General features: G+C 39.4%; 16 protein-coding genes and 1 pseudogene. 9 read left to right on the top strand and 8 right to left on the bottom strand.

The genetic code is table 11. The features are described from left to right. The first annotated feature begins 63 nt into the window (after positions 1 to 63). Positions 64 to 492 (top strand): nucleoside deaminase, encoded by a 429-nt coding sequence (locus QI031_RS01625; protein WP_281483495.1) that lies wholly within the window; start codon positions 64 to 66, stop codon positions 490 to 492. Between the two features lie 4 nt (positions 493 to 496). Here the strand turns inward: QI031_RS01625 and QI031_RS01620 are convergent, their stop codons facing one another. Next, positions 497 to 1,153: a response regulator gene (locus QI031_RS01620; protein ID WP_281483494.1), complete on the bottom strand. Its 657-nt coding sequence runs from the start codon at positions 1,151 to 1,153 to the stop codon at positions 497 to 499. Continuing rightward, positions 1,150 to 2,355, bottom strand: a complete 1,206-nt coding sequence (locus tag QI031_RS01615; protein WP_281483493.1) for a sensor histidine kinase — start codon at positions 2,353 to 2,355, stop codon at positions 1,150 to 1,152. The genes QI031_RS01620 and QI031_RS01615 overlap by 4 nt, the downstream gene beginning before the upstream one ends. A gap of 249 nt (positions 2,356 to 2,604) precedes the next feature. On the opposite strand from QI031_RS01615, the gene QI031_RS01610 reads away from it, so the two are divergent. The 3 genes from QI031_RS01610 to QI031_RS01600 all read left to right on the top strand — a co-directional run bounded on the left by QI031_RS01610 (position 2,605) and on the right by QI031_RS01600 (position 4,331). After that, positions 2,605 to 3,093 (top strand): Spy/CpxP family protein refolding chaperone, encoded by a 489-nt coding sequence (locus tag QI031_RS01610; protein ID WP_281483492.1) that lies wholly within the window; start codon positions 2,605 to 2,607, stop codon positions 3,091 to 3,093. A 532-nt stretch (positions 3,094 to 3,625) separates the two neighbouring features. Next, positions 3,626 to 3,871 carry a regulatory protein SipA gene (gene sipA, locus QI031_RS01605; RefSeq protein WP_281483491.1) on the top strand — a complete coding sequence of 82 codons (246 nt, stop codon included), beginning with the start codon at positions 3,626 to 3,628 and terminating at the stop codon, positions 3,869 to 3,871. A 55-nt stretch (positions 3,872 to 3,926) separates the two neighbouring features. Continuing rightward, a complete protein-coding gene (locus QI031_RS01600) occupies positions 3,927 to 4,331 on the top strand; it encodes a hypothetical protein (RefSeq protein WP_281483490.1) in 405 nt (134 codons plus the stop codon). 237 nt (positions 4,332 to 4,568) lie between these two features. Here QI031_RS01600 and argB read toward each other — a convergent pair whose 3' ends face one another. After that, positions 4,569 to 5,471 (bottom strand): acetylglutamate kinase, encoded by a 903-nt coding sequence (gene argB / locus QI031_RS01595; RefSeq protein WP_281483489.1) that lies wholly within the window; start codon positions 5,469 to 5,471, stop codon positions 4,569 to 4,571. Between the two features lie 336 nt (positions 5,472 to 5,807). Between argB and map the strand changes: the two genes are divergently transcribed. After that, positions 5,808 to 6,635, top strand: coding sequence for a type I methionyl aminopeptidase (gene map / locus QI031_RS01590; protein ID WP_281483488.1), 828 nt, complete (start codon positions 5,808 to 5,810; stop codon positions 6,633 to 6,635). Here map and QI031_RS01585 read toward each other — a convergent pair. Beyond that, a complete protein-coding gene (locus QI031_RS01585) occupies positions 6,632 to 8,119 on the bottom strand; it encodes a hypothetical protein (protein ID WP_281483487.1) in 1,488 nt (495 codons plus the stop codon). The two genes, map and QI031_RS01585, sit on opposite strands and share 4 nt — an antisense overlap. A 227-nt stretch (positions 8,120 to 8,346) precedes the next feature. Between QI031_RS01585 and QI031_RS01580 the strand changes: the two genes are divergently transcribed. Then, the gene (locus QI031_RS01580) at positions 8,347 to 9,750 is read left to right on the top strand and encodes an amidase (RefSeq protein ID WP_281483486.1); all 1,404 of its coding nucleotides are present in this window, start codon (positions 8,347 to 8,349) and stop codon (positions 9,748 to 9,750) included. A 151-nt stretch (positions 9,751 to 9,901) separates the two neighbouring features. Beyond that, a complete protein-coding gene (locus QI031_RS01575) occupies positions 9,902 to 10,813 on the top strand; it encodes a carbohydrate ABC transporter permease (protein WP_281483485.1) in 912 nt (303 codons plus the stop codon). Positions 10,814 to 10,907: 94 nt separating this feature from the next. Here QI031_RS01575 and QI031_RS01570 read toward each other — a convergent pair whose 3' ends face one another. From QI031_RS01570 to QI031_RS01560, 3 genes and pseudogenes are all read right to left on the bottom strand, one after another. Next, complete coding sequence (locus tag QI031_RS01570; RefSeq protein ID WP_281483484.1) at positions 10,908 to 11,243, bottom strand: GIY-YIG nuclease family protein; 336 nt, start codon at positions 11,241 to 11,243, stop codon at positions 10,908 to 10,910. 388 nt (positions 11,244 to 11,631) lie between these two features. Continuing rightward, positions 11,632 to 12,258: pseudogene (locus QI031_RS01565) on the bottom strand (Uma2 family endonuclease). A 275-nt stretch (positions 12,259 to 12,533) separates the two neighbouring features. Further along, complete coding sequence (locus QI031_RS01560; protein WP_281483483.1) at positions 12,534 to 13,784, bottom strand: glycoside hydrolase family 10-like protein; 1,251 nt, start codon at positions 13,782 to 13,784, stop codon at positions 12,534 to 12,536. Positions 13,785 to 14,153: 369 nt separating this feature from the next. Between QI031_RS01560 and QI031_RS01555 the strand changes: the two genes are divergently transcribed. Both QI031_RS01555 and QI031_RS01550 read left to right on the top strand, forming a co-directional pair. After that, on the top strand, positions 14,154 to 14,651 hold the full coding sequence (locus QI031_RS01555) for a hypothetical protein (protein WP_281483482.1): 498 nt from the start codon (positions 14,154 to 14,156) through the stop codon (positions 14,649 to 14,651). 281 nt (positions 14,652 to 14,932) lie between these two features. Next, positions 14,933 to 16,078, top strand: a complete 1,146-nt coding sequence (locus tag QI031_RS01550; protein ID WP_281483481.1) for a hypothetical protein — start codon at positions 14,933 to 14,935, stop codon at positions 16,076 to 16,078. 87 nt (positions 16,079 to 16,165) lie between these two features. Here the strand turns inward: QI031_RS01550 and QI031_RS01545 are convergent, their stop codons facing one another. Continuing rightward, positions 16,166 to 16,447 (bottom strand): hypothetical protein, encoded by a 282-nt coding sequence (locus tag QI031_RS01545; RefSeq protein WP_281486181.1) that lies wholly within the window; start codon positions 16,445 to 16,447, stop codon positions 16,166 to 16,168. Between the last annotated feature and the right edge of the window lie 256 nt (positions 16,448 to 16,703).

The raw sequence follows: 16,703 nt of genomic DNA, 5'->3' as shown, positions 1-16,703 counted from the left end.
TTGCAGAACTCACATCATAAATGCGATATTCTTAACCATTATCCTTGTCAACACCTAACTAGTATGAACCAAGAAGATTTTATGCGTTTAGCATTGACAGAAGCAAAAAAAGGTGATGCGCCTTACGGTGCAGTGATTGTTAAAAATAACGATGTGGTTGCAGTAGCTCATAATACTGTGAAGCGAGATAACGATCCGTCTGCTCATGCGGAAATAAATGTCATTCGCAGTTTAACAGCTAAACTCAAAAACCCCTCTTTAGAAGGTTATAGCATATATACAACTGGAGAGCCTTGTCCGATGTGTGCAACAGCTTGTGTATGGACGGGTATATCAGAAATTGTTTATGGTGCTTCAATTCAAGATTTAATTTTGATTAAGCAATCACAAATTGATTTGGCTTGTGAAGAGATTATTGCTAAATCACCTAGAAATATAAAAGTTACAAAAGGCGTTTTAAAACATGAATGTTTAGAATTATTTAATGGTTAAAGTTTTAATTATCTAAATAAGATAAAAACGTATTGGCAATAATAGCGGCTTGAGTACGATCGCGCAAGTTCAATCTGTTTAAAATATTTGTTACATGATTCTTTACCGTACCCTCAGAAATATATAATTGTTGAGCAATTTCTCGGTTATTAGCACCTGTAGCAATTAACCGTAAAACCTCTTTTTCTCTGGGAGTAAGTTCTGTTAAATTAGGTGGCACAGGTGGCAGTTGAGTTGGTGTCATATTGGGGAATTGAGTCAAAAGTTTTTTGACAATTCCTGGCCCTAGCTGTGTGTATCCTTTATCAACGGCACGAATAGCAAAAGCTAATTCTTCTGATGGTGTATCTTTGAGTAAATAACCCATTGCCCCATTTTTTAAAGCCGCTGTGACATATTCATCATCATCAAAAGTTGTCAGTATTAAAACTTTAACGCCAGCAAACTGCTGTTGAATTTCTCGTGTAGCTGCAACTCCGTCCATGATCGGCATTCTGATATCTAACAGCACTACATCTGGTTGCAATTCTGCCACCAATTGAATTGCAGTTTTACCATTTTCTGCTTCTCCTACTATTTCTAAATCTGTTTCTAGTTCTAATAATGCTTTTAAGCCTTGACGAATCAAACTCTGGTCATCTACAAGTAATACTTTAATCATCGGATCAACCTTGATAAGGGAATATCAACTATAATTTGACAACCAGAACCAGGAGTACTATTAATATTAAATTTACCTCCCAGAGCTAAAGTGCGATCGCGCATACTTTGTAATCCAAAACCAGTAGTATTTTGCTGAATATCAAAACCTTTACCCTTATCTTGAATCATCAAATATAAACTACCTTTAGTCATCATGATATCTAATTTAATTTCTGTAGCTTCTGCATATTTAGAAATATTAGTTAATGATTCTTGAATAATTCGATATATAGCAGTGTTAACTTCCGCAGATAGAGAGTGATCAAGACTGATTTGACAAATGGGTAAAATACCATTTGAACGATGAAAATCTTCTGCTAATAAATGAATTGCCTGGGTTAAAGATTTTTCTTGTAAAGGATTAGAACGCATCGTTGAAACAGATTGTCGCACATCTTGTAATGCTTTTGAGCCTAATTCTTTAGCTTGCATCAAGAAACTTTGTGACTTATTTGGGTTAGATTGAGATAATTTTAAAGCAGTTTCTAATTGAAGATTTAAAGCAGTTAAAGAATGCCCCAATGAATCATGAATTTCACGAGCGATGCGGTTACGTTCTTCTAAGGTAGCTTGATTTTCAATCCGCAGGGCATATTGCCGCAGTTTTTCATGAGCGATCGCTAATTCTTCTCGACTTTGCCGTTCCGATAAGACTGCATTCATTAATAGTAGTACAAAAACTAAACTCAAACCAAATATTAAAGCTAAACTAAAACTAAAAAACCGAAAACGTTCTTGGTCTTGTGGCCGTAAAGGAAATCGTGGAAACCGATGTTGCAGTGTTAATAAAAAGAAAATAAATGATAATCCAGTAACTAATAAACGCCCAGGTAACTTAAAAATTAGACAACTACGAGTTACTAAAATTATGTATAAAAATGGAAATAGTCGAGCAGACCTTCCTCCAAAAATACCAGTGACTAAAATTAGTAATATCTCACTGGCCGTATAGATAATTTTACTAAAGTTGTTATTAGTAGGTAATCTTAAACCCATTAAGCCAAATAAAACGAGGCTACATATTGTTAGCTCAGGGAACTTAGGAGAAAAGCGTGGTGAAGGCGGTAGTATGGCAGAAAAAACAGCGATCGCTAATAATATCCACTCTAAATAAAGCAGAAACCGAAAAGGATGATTCGTAATTTGAATGGGACGGCTCATACTCTTTGAGATGGGAATTTTAGATTTGCAAGGACTCTGAACGTGTTATAAATTGCTTCACAGTAATATATTGACTTTGACAGCTATTTTATATATTTACTGTAATTTATACATAATTATTAATCAGATTTTTGCCAACTTAATCATGACCAAAGTCATGGGTATAACCATGACTTTCTCCTCATGTAGTTACTGGATGTAAGTTTCTATGATGGTGACATCCAACCAGGAAAAATACCAAGGCCATAAATGAAACTTAAGTCATTGTCATTGATAGCTGGAGCAATTGCCCTAACCTTAACTGCAATTCCCTTTACAGTCAAAGCACAAACATCCTCCTCTTCACCTTTGATTGTTGCCCAAACTCCTAAAAAACAAAGAGGCGCTTGGCAAGGCTTAGAACTCACAGATGCACAAAAAGCCCAAATGCAATCAATTCGTCGCGACACTCGCGCCAAAATTGAAGCAATTCTCACCCCAGAACAAAAAGCAAAATTGGCAGCTGCCAAGCAAGCACGTCAGGCGCAACGCCAAGCAGGTCAAGGTCAACGCCAAGCAAATCGAGGTCAACGTAAGGGTTGGGTTGAATTGAATTTGACTGAAGCACAAAAAACCCAAATGCGGCAAATCCGCGAGTCATCGAAACAGCAAATGCAAGCTATCTTGACTCCGGAACAGCAAGCTAAACTCAAGCAATTTCAAGAAAATATGAGACAACGCCGTCAACAAAGTCGCTAATCAAAAATTACCAGACTTCTTGCAGAAGGTGGGAAAGGAGATCAAATTCTATCTTCTTTCCCTTTCTCTCTTCATCTATAGCGCTTATCGTTTTAGTAAGGTACATCTCGTTAAGTTCAGGGACTAGGGCATGTTTTTAAACTCAAACTGTAGGTTATACCGTTTCACTTTAAAGTTGATACATTTGGGCAAGCAGGGGAAGCAGCACTTCGGCTACGCGGCAGTTGAGCGTAGTCGAAACTCAGTGACCGGAGGCAGGGGGAGTAAGAAAAGTAATTTGTATCAATAATTTCGTGAAATGGTATGAACAACTGGCGTTGGAAACCCTCCGACGCTCGCAGACTCGCTACCGCTACGCTATGACAACTTTTCGCTGCGTCCTTTGTTGTAGCCTACGGCAAGCCCTTCAGTCTACGTTTTCTGTTACCTGTGCATAAGTCCTATAAATTACGAATTAATTTCATCCCCTAGTAAAAGTTATAAGTTATGAGTTATGAGTTATGAGTTAATCAAAACTCCTAACTTTTTTAGCATGTCTAACGAATTTGCCATTGGTAGTAAAGTCCGTATCGTGGCACTACCGCCTTACGTCAAAACAGCAGACCCCATGCCTATGTTACGTCCTCCAGATGTGATTTGTATTGGCGAAGAAGGTATAGTTATTGACCGCCGTCCTGGAGGATATTGGGGTATTCGCTTTGCCAAAGGAGCCTTTCTTCTAGATAGCCAATATATTGAAAGCACAGATACCCCCCCTGAATCTCACTTGGAGCAATAATAAATTAAGAGGGAACTCATTAAAATTCACTTTATTAAATCCAGGTGAATACAATATGCTAAAAACCAAGCATTCGCCATTGATTTGTTTGGGCGTAGGTATGACTCTAGCAACTTTAGCAGCTATGAGCGCCCCAGTTGCCGCCCAGCCTGTAATCTGGATTAATGGCGCTTCTGGAGTTAACAATTCGCCAGCTGTTGGTTCATTTATTTACGGTAGTCCGATTTCTACTCCCATGCCTGTAGATCCAGCAACGGGACTGATGCCAAGTCGCACTAATTATCCCGTTTATTCCTATCCACGCGTTAGGCAAAGAGTGAGAAATTCAACGCTAATTAATCCTACGTTAGTTAATCCTGTAATTCGTGACTCAACATTAGTTAATCCGGTGATTATCAATAATTCCAGACATGACAGACCATTGAGGCAGCGATCGCGGATTATTTTGACTTATCCTTAAAAATTATCAGGTGGGCTATTTACCCACCTACCTCATTCACCGAAGAAGCAGAGGGGAAGGGGGCAGGGAGCAGGGGGAGCAAGCCTTTTCCCTCTGCGTGGAGCAAAGCGGAACATGTGTATGTTCGCGTAGCGTGTCGCAGACATGCCCCGCCCTTCTAAGGCGCTCATCTCAAGCGGAGTACAAGCTCCGTCTGGTGTTTTTCCCCCTTGCTCCCTGCTCCCCTGCCTCTTTTGACTAACGTTTTGGAATAAACTGGGAACCGAGAATCATGGTTCCAATACCAACATCTGTAAAGATTTCTAATAGTAAAGCGTGAGGAATGCGTCCATCAATAATATGGGCTGCACTGACTCCTTGAGCAAGCGATCGCACACAACAATTTACTTTCGGAATCATCCCTCCACTGACTACACCACTGGCAATCAGTTCGCGGGCTTCACGAATATCTACTTTTGGAATCAAGGTAGATGGATCTTTATAGTCTTTAAAAATCCCTTGTGTATCAGTCAGTAAAATTAACTTTTCTGCCCCTAGTGCAGCAGCGATTTCACCAGCTATGGTATCAGCATTAATGTTGTAAGCTTGTCCCTTATCGTCTGCGGCGACGCTAGAGACTACCGGAATATAGCCACTGCTAGAGAGAGTTTCTAAAACTTTGATATTGACATTGCTGACTTCCCCTACAAAGCCAATGCCTTCTTGATCTTGAGGACGGGCTGTAATCAAGTTACCATCTTTACCGCAAAGTCCTACCGCTAAGCCCCCAGCCCTGCTAATCAAAGAAACAATTTCTTTATTAACTCGACCGACTAACACCATTTCGACCACATCCATTGTGGGGGCATCGGTAACTCGCAGACCATTCTTAAATTGTGCTTCGATTCCCAGTTTATTTAACCAACTATTAATTTCTGGGCCACCCCCATGTACAAGGATGGGACGCAAGCCGACGCAGGATAAAAATACAATGTCCCGCATAACTTTGTCTTTGAGGGCGCTATCTTTCATTGCCGCACCACCATATTTCACAACAACCGTGCGACCGGCAAATTGTTGAATGTAAGGTAATGCTTCGCTGAGTACACGCACACGAGTAGCTTCAGCTTGCCTGATGTATTCAGAATCGTTGACCATCACAAGGAGCCGTTAAAACTTAAAATATATCCAGTCAGTGTAGAACGACTTTGGAACGTGTAACAATCTCTCATGCCAGATATTTTGTTTAATCAAGTTTTGCACAAGGCGATCGCAGCTGCACAACTGGTAGGCTTAGAAGGTTGAGTCGTAAAAATAGACATTTCTACTGGGATGCTAAATCAGGCAAAACGCAAAATTGAGGTGTTAAGTTTAACTAATACCGCAATGTAGCATGGGGCAAAAAATAAGTTAACGTAAATATAGATATTTTTCTCAACTAACCTAGAAAAAACACTACCACTGTAGCTCCAAAACACAGGTAATTATTAATTTCCCATGAACATCTTCAGTAATTTACTTTCTCAGAAAACTAAACCTGCACCTGTAAAAAAACAACGCCGGGGTATTGAAATTAAATCGCCGCGTGAAATTGAAATTATGCGGCAATCAGCAAAAATTGTAGCTACTGTTCTTAAAGAAATTTCTGAGTTAGTCAAGCCAGGTATGACTACAGCTGACTTGGATGCTTACGCAGAAAAGCGTATCCGAGAAATGGATGCCACACCAAGCTTTAAAGGATATCACGGTTTTACTGGTTCTATTTGCTCTAGTATTAACAATGAAGTTGTGCATGGTATCCCCAGTGCCAAGAAAGTAATTCGGGCTGGGGATGTATTAAAAGTAGATACAGGTGCTTATTATCAAGGTTTTCATGGTGATTCTTGCATTACGATTGCCGTAGGCGAAGTCACTCCCGAAGCTGCTAAATTAATTCGTGTCGCTGAAGAATCTCTTTATAAAGGCATTGAACAAGTCAAGGCGGGTGCATACTTGCTTGATTTAGCTGGGGCAATAGAAGACCATGTCAAAGCCAATGGTTATAGTGTAGTAGAAGAATTTACCGGGCATGGTGTTGGCCGTAACCTGCACGAAGAACCTTCAGTGTTCAACTTCCGGACTCAGTACATGCCAAATGTCAAACTCCGTGCGGGGATGACATTAGCCATTGAACCAATTTTAAATGCAGGTTCTAAGCATACCCGGATATTATCTGACCGATGGACAGCGGTAACTGTAGATAATGCTTTGTCAGCCCAATTTGAGCATACAGTTTTAGTAACAGAAACTGGTTATGAGATTTTAACCGATCGCACCAAAGTTTAGTTTTTCACTATGGCACTAATGGCTGCATAATTAGTTTTATAGCTAGCAAGCATTTCCTTAGCTTGTAAAGAGACCGCAGTATTTTCTGGAATAGCTTCTAATAAATTAATTGCTTGCTGCCATTTTGCTTTAGCTTGCTGCCAAACTGTCACTGAATTAGGCGAAGTTTGCACAAAAAAAGCAGCTTCTATCGCTAACTTGTGGGCTGATTCTAAGTTTGCCAATGCTTGTTTTTCAATTAACACTTTTTGACTAATGGCATTGTAGTTAATTTGATAGCGAATTAATTTTTGCTTTGCTTTAGCAGTAATTGATGTTTCTTCAGGAACACTTGCTAATAAATTAATTGCTTGCTGCCATTTGTTTTGTGCTTGTTGCCAGACTATGAGAGAATTAGGTGGACTTTGCACCAAGGCGGAAGCTTCAATACCAAGTTTTAAAGCAGCTGTAAAGTTAGCAGTTGCATCGGTTTCTTGATTGGCGATCGCTCTTTGTTGTTGAAGATGAGGCAGTTTGTCTTGATTAACCCAACCGCCAAAACCTAAAACTACTAAACTTGAAGCTATAACAAAAATTGAACGTCCTAAGATGAAAAGCTTTTGTGTTTTTTTTTCTAAAAACTTGGATGTTAATTCTGCTGTATCTTGAACGTTTGGCTTTTCTTGCTCAATCTTAATAATGCCTTTTTCTGCTTGTAATTTTAATGTCTTACTTCTTAAAAGCAAACTATCAATTTCTTGTTGAAAAAATTGACATTCATCGATAATTTCTGTTAATTCTTGAAACTTACCATCACTAGACACAATTAATTCGTGTTCATGATCTAACCATTCTAAAGTAAAGCCAGATTTACCAAAAAAGGATGATATACCTAATAAAATAGTTAAGAGACTATGACTACTCTTAATTGTATTAAGAACGTACTCTACCCTTTGCTTTACTTCTAATATTTCTTCGGAAACACTACTAATCTGTAAAGATTGTTGTTTGAGATTGAGAGAATTTCCAAATACTAAATCATGTTCTAGCTTTTTGCGAAAATATTTAAGTTTAGCTGGTAAACTGAGATAGTTAATATGACAATTTAATTGATTTACTAATTGAGCGTCACTTAAAATATCCGCGGCTAGAGCCTGAAGTAAATTACCCCATTCCTGCCAGTAATCAATTTTTGTTTGTAGATCAGTTAATGATATTTCTAAATTACTAAAGTTTTCTATAATAAACCTTAATCTGTGATTAATATCTCTATCTACTAAATTAGTATTAGCAACCAATGAACTGGTTGCTTGAGCAACTGCGGCATTTTTAACTTTAGCAAAGCTTAATTCTTGAATAATTAATTTTTGAATATTTTGTAGTTGTTCCTGAGCCTGATTAATCAGGACAACTTGTTGTAAGATTTCATGAGAAGTACCAATAGTCAAGTTCAAATGATGAACAATTTGTGGTAATTCATTAACAAGTTTTTCTAAGTCAACCATAAATATCCCTAAGGGATTTGTAAAAAGGTGATGCAAAACAATTAAAATGTCTTTGCAATGAAGTTATAGATTAGTTAGGAGACTAACCAACCTAGTTGAAACTAAGCATCCCGATTAATTAATAAATCTTAGGAGCGATAGATTTATAGTTCCCGTAAATTTTGCTAAAGTAACAAGTCCAGTTTGAAACTTGTAGAAAAAGACAAAACTGCCCAATAACTAATCTCATGAATGAAATTGATTTAGCTTTCACCCCAGCACTAGAGTTGGCACGGTTAATAAGTCGCCGGGAAGTATCGCCACTAGAGTTAGTAGAAATATATTTAAAACGGATTCAGCAGTTAAATCCCCAATTGGGAAGTTATTTTACGGTAACGGCAGAATTAGCGATCGCAGATGCTACAGCCAAAACCCAAATGCTGATTACTACCTCAGAACTACCGCAGTTTTTTGGCGTACCAATTTCGATTAAAGACCTCAACGCCTTAGCTAGTGTACCTTGTACGTACGGAAATCCAGCTTTACTAAATAATATTCCTGAATATGATGATGGAGTTGTAACCAAGATTAAACAAGCTGGGTTTATTGTTCTTGGTAAAACAGCAACATCAGAAATAGGTTCATTTCCTTACACCGAACCTACAGGATTTCCCCCAGCCAGAAATCCCTGGAACTTAGAATATACTCCAGGTGGTTCTAGTGGCGGTGCAGCCGCAGCAGTCGCAGCCGGATTATGTGCGATCGCTCAAGGTTCTGATGGTGGCGGTTCAATTCGCGGCCCTGCGGCTTGTTGTGGTTTGGTGGGTATCAAACCATCACGGGGAAGAGTCAGTAAAGCACCATTAGGCGATCGCCATGCGGGAATTGCCACCAATGGGCCGATTGCCCGGACTGTGGCTGATGCAGCTGCTTTGTTAGATGCTATCTCTGGCTATGTTACAGGCGATGCTTATTGGCTAGAAGACCCCGAAACATCATTTCTCGCCGCCACTCAAGAAAAACTTGGTGCTTTGCGAATAGCTTTTGCTACTAGTATTCCTCCCTTGGGCGAAGCTGATGCCAACTGTCAGCAAGGTGTTTTAAAAACAGTCGATTTATTACAACAACTTGGTCACAAAGTTGAACAGAAATGTCCTGACTTCAGCGGCTTAGTTGAACCGTTTCAAGTCGTGTGGCAAGCTGGCATCGCAGCTTCAGGACTACCTAGTGAAATATTGCAGCCTGTAAATCGCTGGCTATTTGCCCGCACGGGTTCTGTTGCTGAATACCTGCAAGCGGTTTCTCAAATGCAGATAGTCGCACGGCAAATAGTGGCCTTTTTCGATACTGTAGATGTGTTGGTATTACCAGTCTATTTACATTCACCGATTCGCATTGGTGAATGGTCTAATCTCAGTCCAGAAGAGACATTCCAAAATATTGTGCGCTGGGTTGCCCCTTGTCCAGCAGCAAACGCCACCGGACAACCTGCGATCGCAATTCCTGTAGGTTTTGATAGTAATGGATTACCCATAAGTGTGCAGCTGATTGGTAAACCTGCGGCTGAAACCACTTTGATTAGTCTAGCAGCACAATTAGAAGCAGCTAATCCTTGGATTGATCATCGTCCAGCCATTGAATTTGACTTATGAACCACCAAGACACTAAGGCACAAAGGTAAAAAGGGCTTTGTGTCTCCTGCTTTTGTTTGTCAATGTTCGTGTAATATTAATTAGTTTTCTTCGCTGTTATTTAATGATGGGCGGGAAATTCAGCCGCCAAAAATGACTCAAAAAACACCTTATGAATCAATTAATGCCTAAAGATTGGATGTTGCTCAAACAACGTCTAACTCCTTATTTATTTTTGTTACCTGCTTTATTTATCTTGATTTTGACTGTTTTTTGGCCTGCATTGCAAGCATTTTATCTCAGCTTTACTAGCTACGAAGATATTGCTCAACCACCAAAATGGATCGGGTTTGCCAATTTCTTACGCCTGTGGAAAGACGCAGTTTTTTGGAAAACTTTGGAAAACACTTTTCTTTATCTTGTGGGTGTAGTGCCAATTTTGGTAATTGCTCCCTTGGGACTGGCGATTTTGGTAAATGACAAACTAAGGGGGATGAATTGGTTTAGAGCAGCTTATTACACACCAGTAGTAATTTCAATGGTAGTTGCGGGTATAGCTTGGAAATGGCTGTATGCAGAAAGAGGTCTACTTAATCAGTTCTTACAGACTTTAGGGATTTTTCCTGAAGGTATTCCCTGGCTGACTAGCCCAGCTAAACTGCTAGAAATTATCCCTATCTCTCTGGCTAGCGTTATGGCTGTGACTGTATGGAAAGGATTGGGCTACTATATGGTGATTTATTTAGCGGGTTTGCAATCAATTCCCGCTGATGTATATGAAGCCGCAGCTATTGATGGCTCAGATGGTATCAGCAAACACTGGGATATTACTGTACCTTTGATGCAGCCTTATTTAGCATTAGTAGGAGTGATTTCAGCTATTTCCGCCACCAAAGTCTTTGAAGAAGTTTATATTATGACTCAAGGAGGGCCACTTAATAGCTCAAAAACAATTGTTTACTATTTATATGAACAAGCGTTCAGTAACTTGGAAATTAGCTATGCCTGCACAATTGGACTAGTCCTATTTTTGATCATTTTGGGGCTATCAATTTTACGACTAGCTATTTCAAGTCCACAATAACGCTTCTTAGTATTAGCTTATTTTGGCTATCTCACCAATTCTTCATCGCTGCTCCCTTCGACTTCGCTCAGGGAGCGTTCTTTTACGACTTCGCTCAGGGAGCGTTCTTTTGCTGGCTGAGCGAAGTCGAAGCCAGCCTACTGTAATGAGTTTCATTTTGACATTCGGCTAACTCATGCAACAAATTTGTATCCCCTAGAATCAAAGCTTGCTTCTTCTTACGACTCCAGCCTTGTACCTGCTTCTCACGCTCAAAAGCATCTACCACGCGTTCATAATACTCGCAGAAAACTAGCTTCACAGGCAACCGCTTTGCCGTGTGGTTTGCACCCTCTCCCTGTTGATGTTGCCACAGTCTTCGCTCTAAATCCGTCGTACTACCCGTGTAATAACTACCATCGATGCACTCAAGAATATAGATATAAGCCATAGTTGATTTGTGCAATCGCTAGACACTTACTAAGAAGTATTCCCTGAGCGAAGTAGAAGGGAACAAACTCTAACTATAGTGAATAGGACTTTTACGCACTCTTAACGATAACCTAAGCTTTTGCGATTACTACTCTTCGAGAAGCCGCTAACGCGTCTACGCTGCACACCCTGCGGGAACTCTAAGAGCGAACGTAATGACATAAAATCGTAATCCCTGCGTAGTCCTGATGACTACTGCTGGCTGAGCGAAGTCGAAGCCAGCAACCATCAAATATCTTGTAAAAATTCTGTATAATTACGCTTCATATATAGTAGATAGCTTCAGCCAAAACGCGATCGCAAATCCGAAGCTTTAGCTCATTCTTAGCTTACACAGTTGTAGAAGTTCATCCTTGCAAAACTTCAGTAGCAGTCAATTTAAGGTTAGCAAATACGGGGGAAGCGATCGCCTGATCTCCTACATACACTTTTTGCTCATAAAAACCCTCCACCTACTCCAACACCGTCACTTTTTGGGCAATTGGATCAACAATCCAATATTCAGCAACCCCCCGCGCTGCATACTCAGAACGCTTGTAACGATAATCCCGATTTTCCTGATTCGGACTCACCCTTACGGGTTTGTCAGTTGCTTCAACGCGGGGAACCCGCGCAACGCACTGACTCACCACCTCAACCACCAACAAAGGCGGCGGCATATCCATTAAAATTAGCGATCGTGTAGCTTTTTCCATTAACTTTGCTAATTCCTCAGAATACACTACCAAATCAGGCACACGCACCCCCACCTGTCGGCTATGCACAGCTACCTCTGCCTTCATTCGCAATCGATAAGATGGAATTTCTAATTGCAAGAAATAAGCAATTAAAAACATCGCTATCCTTTAATTAATATCGCTTTCTGAAGGCATGGAAATCAGTTCTCCATTTTCTAACTCATATAAAGCATCTGTCCCATCGTCATAATTGAGAAATTCTTCAAAGCTCATCTTTTTAGTAGCTGCAACTGTCATTGCTTTTTCTCCTATAAGTTGCTCGTGTTGATTATTTTAACAATGCCTCTAATTTCTCTATTCCTTGCTGATTTGCCAACTCAGCAAGGATATCTTCATACCATTTCACGAAATTACTGATACAAATTACTTTTCTTACTCCCCCTACCTCCGGTCACTGAGTTTCGACTACGCTCAACTGCCGCGTAGCCGAAGTGCTGCTCCCCCTGCTCCCCCTGCTTGCCCAAATGTATCAACTTTAAAGTAAAACGGTATTAGGTGCATGGTGTTCCACTTCAAGGTTTCCAACCTGTGAGCAAGTTCGGATAAACCGCTGGTTTTGAGAAAATTTGCTGAAAACCAGACTGACGCTTTGAGGCTGTTTCTGAGCTAAGATTCCATAGGGTCTCATAAAAAAAGAAAGAGACTCCGGCAAAATTGCGATCGCGGACTTTTTGCACTTGTGTCTGAATTTGTTCCATCGGAATTGGTCTATTTTTTAAGCCAGCCAAAATGCCAATACTGACGGGAATATGACTTTGTGCTGCTTGAACTTCTGGATACTCTAATTCACTCACAAATACATTTAAGTCATTACGGTATATCTGCAATACCAATTCTTCGATTAATCCCATACGTTCCCATCTTTGCCAGTCTGCTAAGAAAAACTCGTAGGAGAAACGCTGAGGATTAGGTGCAACAGAAACAAGACAATCTTTTTTGTTGGCTTTGATGGCTGTAAATACCCGCTTCATGAAATCGGTAATTTTGTTAGCTCTCCAGCGTACCCATTCTGGATCTTTCGGGTTTTTGGAGGGAGCTTTGCCACCATGTTCTTTTTTGTATAATGCCACTGTGTAAGCATCGTAGCCTAATTCGGAAGGCAAGCCAAAATGATCGTCAAATTGAATGCCATCTATGTCGTAGTTTCTAACAATTTCAACGATTAAATCTTGGATAAAATTTTGTACATCGGGGCGAAAAGGACTCAACCAAACACGGTTATGTGTACCTTCTTTGACAATTTTTGTGCCGTCGCTACGACTGGTGAGCCATTGGGGACGATTTTTAGCTAAAAGAGAATCAGCAGGAGCCATAAAACCAAATTCAAACCAGGGAATCACGGTTAACCCTTTTTTATGTCCCTCGCTCACAATTTCTTTGAGCATATCTCGCCCTTGCAGTCCCGGTGTGGGATCAAGCGATCGCCCAATCACTTTAGCTGCTACTTTACTAGGATAGAGTGTATATCCCCAATTCCACACCGCAGGATATACCGTATTAAAGTTTAATTCATCTAGGCGTTGTAAAGACTTTTTCAGGCGATCGCGCTCAAACAATACGTTACTATCAATATTTGTTAACCATACCCCTCTTAACTCTGTTGCAAGCGATCGCGAATAAGTAGTTTGAGCATTCAAGGGCAAAGCTAACATTACTGTGGCTAACATGCTCAAGCTGACAACTACTGCAAACAAGCCTTGCTTAATACTAGAACGACTTTTCAATTTTGAAAACTTCACACACCACTTCATAAATCTTTTCATAAATTGTTACAAACAAAAAACAAGAAAACATGAATTATGACAGGTATATTTTGACAGAAGTTGCGTTTTTACCTATCAATAAAATCCTTTTTACAATCAGATTATGCTTGATCAGCTTTTAAAGCTTAAATTTACTCGTTACTTATCTTAATTTAGATTAAATTTTTATAAACACCACAGCATTTATTAATTTATTGATGTGAAACGATACACTACTTGCTTACTTAAGCATGAACGTTTAGGATGATAATAGGTTTTAGAAAAAAGTGTTTTGACAAGATAAATATCTTGACTTATTGATAAAAAAGGCAACGATTAAATAGTATATATACGCAGTTACTTGTAAATTTTGAAACTTGCAATACTGGTATGATGAACTTAAGTAATCAGCAAGACCACCTAGCAAACAGTACAGCAGCCATGAAGAGACTATCAAGGGCAATAATGCTTGCTGATGGAGAGTTTTCGCTGATATTAGCTTGTTGTAACTCTGTTAAAACACAGCAACAAGTACTGAGTTCGTTAAAGAAATCTTCATCAGCAGATATTCAAGAAATCATAATCTGTCCTACTGCTGAAACTCTTTATACAACGATCATAAATACGATAGGTGATTCTCAGCCAGAGGCTTTGATAGTACAGGGTTTAGAATCTGTAACAGCGATTAATCAACTTCTTCTTAGTACCAATCTAATGCGAAATGAATTTCGCAAAAACTGTCACTTTACCTTGGTGCTATGGGTAAATGACGAAATTCTCAGCAAGTTAGTTTGGTTAGCACCTGATTTTAAGAATTGGGCAGCCAGCACTATTAGATTTGACGTTGCTTATCAACATTCAATTGAGAGTCCAGCACTCAGCGCCTAATCTCGCTTTATACCCATTATAAAGATATTGATTGGAGTATATCAATTGAAGGGCGATCGCTTTATACACAAAAAGAGTATATAAAGCGATCGTAAAATCTCAAGGAACAAAAAATCAGTACACCAGCGTCTATCATCACATCTGCACAAAATGACGCGTATTTTATAGTTAATCCCAACTAATTTAGTCTTGGGATAATGTAGTATCTTGTGCTTAATTGCTAGATGTTAGTGTTTAGTTTTTTAAACACTGAGTTAGTTACTAATATTAGCTTCTTAACTATGAAGACTATGTTGAAAAATTATTGTACCACAAACCAAGCCCGAATTTTCACCGCTTTGATTTTGACTGGCATTTTATCTGTTAGTAGTGGTGGAACCCTGATTAAAAATGCTATGGCGGCTACTGCAAATCAGCCAACACAGACAACAAGTGAAGTTCTTAAAGGAAAAATTAAAACCAATCGCCTACCAAATCAGGTAGTTAATGCGGTACTGCGAGACTTAGCTCGTAGAGAAAGAATTTCAACCAAAGAACTCAAAATAGTTGACTATAGTCAACAGACTTGGCGTAATGGTTGCTTAGAATTACCTCAGCCTGATGAACTTTGCACCCAAGCACTAGTTCCTGGTTGGCGGGTTGTAGTGTCGAATGGTCAACAAAACTGGGTTTATCACACCAATAGCAATGGACGTTTCTTGCGCTTGGCTACAGCACAGACTCCCTCAGTTAACTTACCGACATCTGTAAAAAATGCCGTTTTGCAAGCTGCATCTGGACGTTTGCAACAACCAGTTTCTCGGCTCAACATCACTCAGGCTCAACAGAAGACATGGCGAGACGGCTGCTTAGAGTTGGGAGGTATAGATGAATTATGCCTCGCTGCTTTGACACCTGGCTGGCGGGTAGTTGTTAGTGCAGTTAATCAAACATTGGTTTATCACACTAATCAAACAGGTTCTGTGATTAGGTTAAATGAAAAGGCTAGTGAAAATACTGATGATGATAAAGTTAAACCTGTACCAATTCCTACAAGTGAATTACCACCACCTTTAGATCAAAATGTGGTATTTCGGCAAATCTCTAGTGGTGGGTTTGCTGGCAGAACCTACGAAACTGTTTTACTTAAAGATGGGGGTTTAATTCGCGTGCGAATTGGTGATGCTAATGATTCTGAGCGTAGTGTACGCCGTATTTCTGTGCAACAAGTAGAACAATTTCAGAGATTGTTACAACGTTATAGATTTAGTAACTACAAAAATTTGAATTACCCAGCACCTAATGGTGCAGCCGATTATATCACCTATACCCTTACCAGTCGTCAGGGTACGGTTCAGTACAACGATATTTCGCGCAATGACCTCCCGCAAAATTTACTCAAAGTAATCAATGCCTGGAATCAAATTAACAGTAATACCCAAACTTAACTAACAGATTTTGCCATTAGCGATCGCTTGTACATTATCTCATCAAGCGATCGCCTTTAATTTCAATAATCACACAGAGCTTTCATACTACTGAATTTTGAATATAAAAATACCAATAAATACGGCAAGGCCTAGCGCTCTGCGAAAATAGTTAACACCTTGAAATAACTCCAGCCAAGCCCAAGTAAATAAAGAGCCATTTGCCAGTACATCTAACACTACATTGATTTTGCCGCTTGTAAAAACTAAAGTTAGTAAACTAGCTACTATCCAAAGAATAAGCGGTGGGTTGGGCATCTGTGCTATAACAATTTTGCCATCGCTATCACGAAAGATTTTATCAAATAATGTATTTTCTGTGTTTTCCATCATTTTACAGTTGCCAATTAGCTAAAAATTATTAACTTACAAAAGTTACTGAGTTATCTATAGGACTTACGCACTCGTATTGAATTAAAAATTCTTTAATAACATTAAAACATTCAGATAAATCTCGAACAAGCATCTAATTACTGAGATGGTGGTTAAGCATATCCAGGTATGACTATATCGAGAGGCATACTCACACGAAATTCGTATTTCAGATGAGGATTAGCCAAAAAGATGTCATCATAGTGAATGATAT

Source organism: Halotia branconii CENA392 (assembly GCF_029953635.1).
In the GTDB taxonomy this organism is placed as follows: Bacteria; Cyanobacteriota; Cyanobacteriia; order Cyanobacteriales; family Nostocaceae; genus Halotia; species Halotia branconii.
Note: the sequence above shows the minus strand (reverse complement) of the source record. Positions and strands in the feature narration are given on the sequence as shown.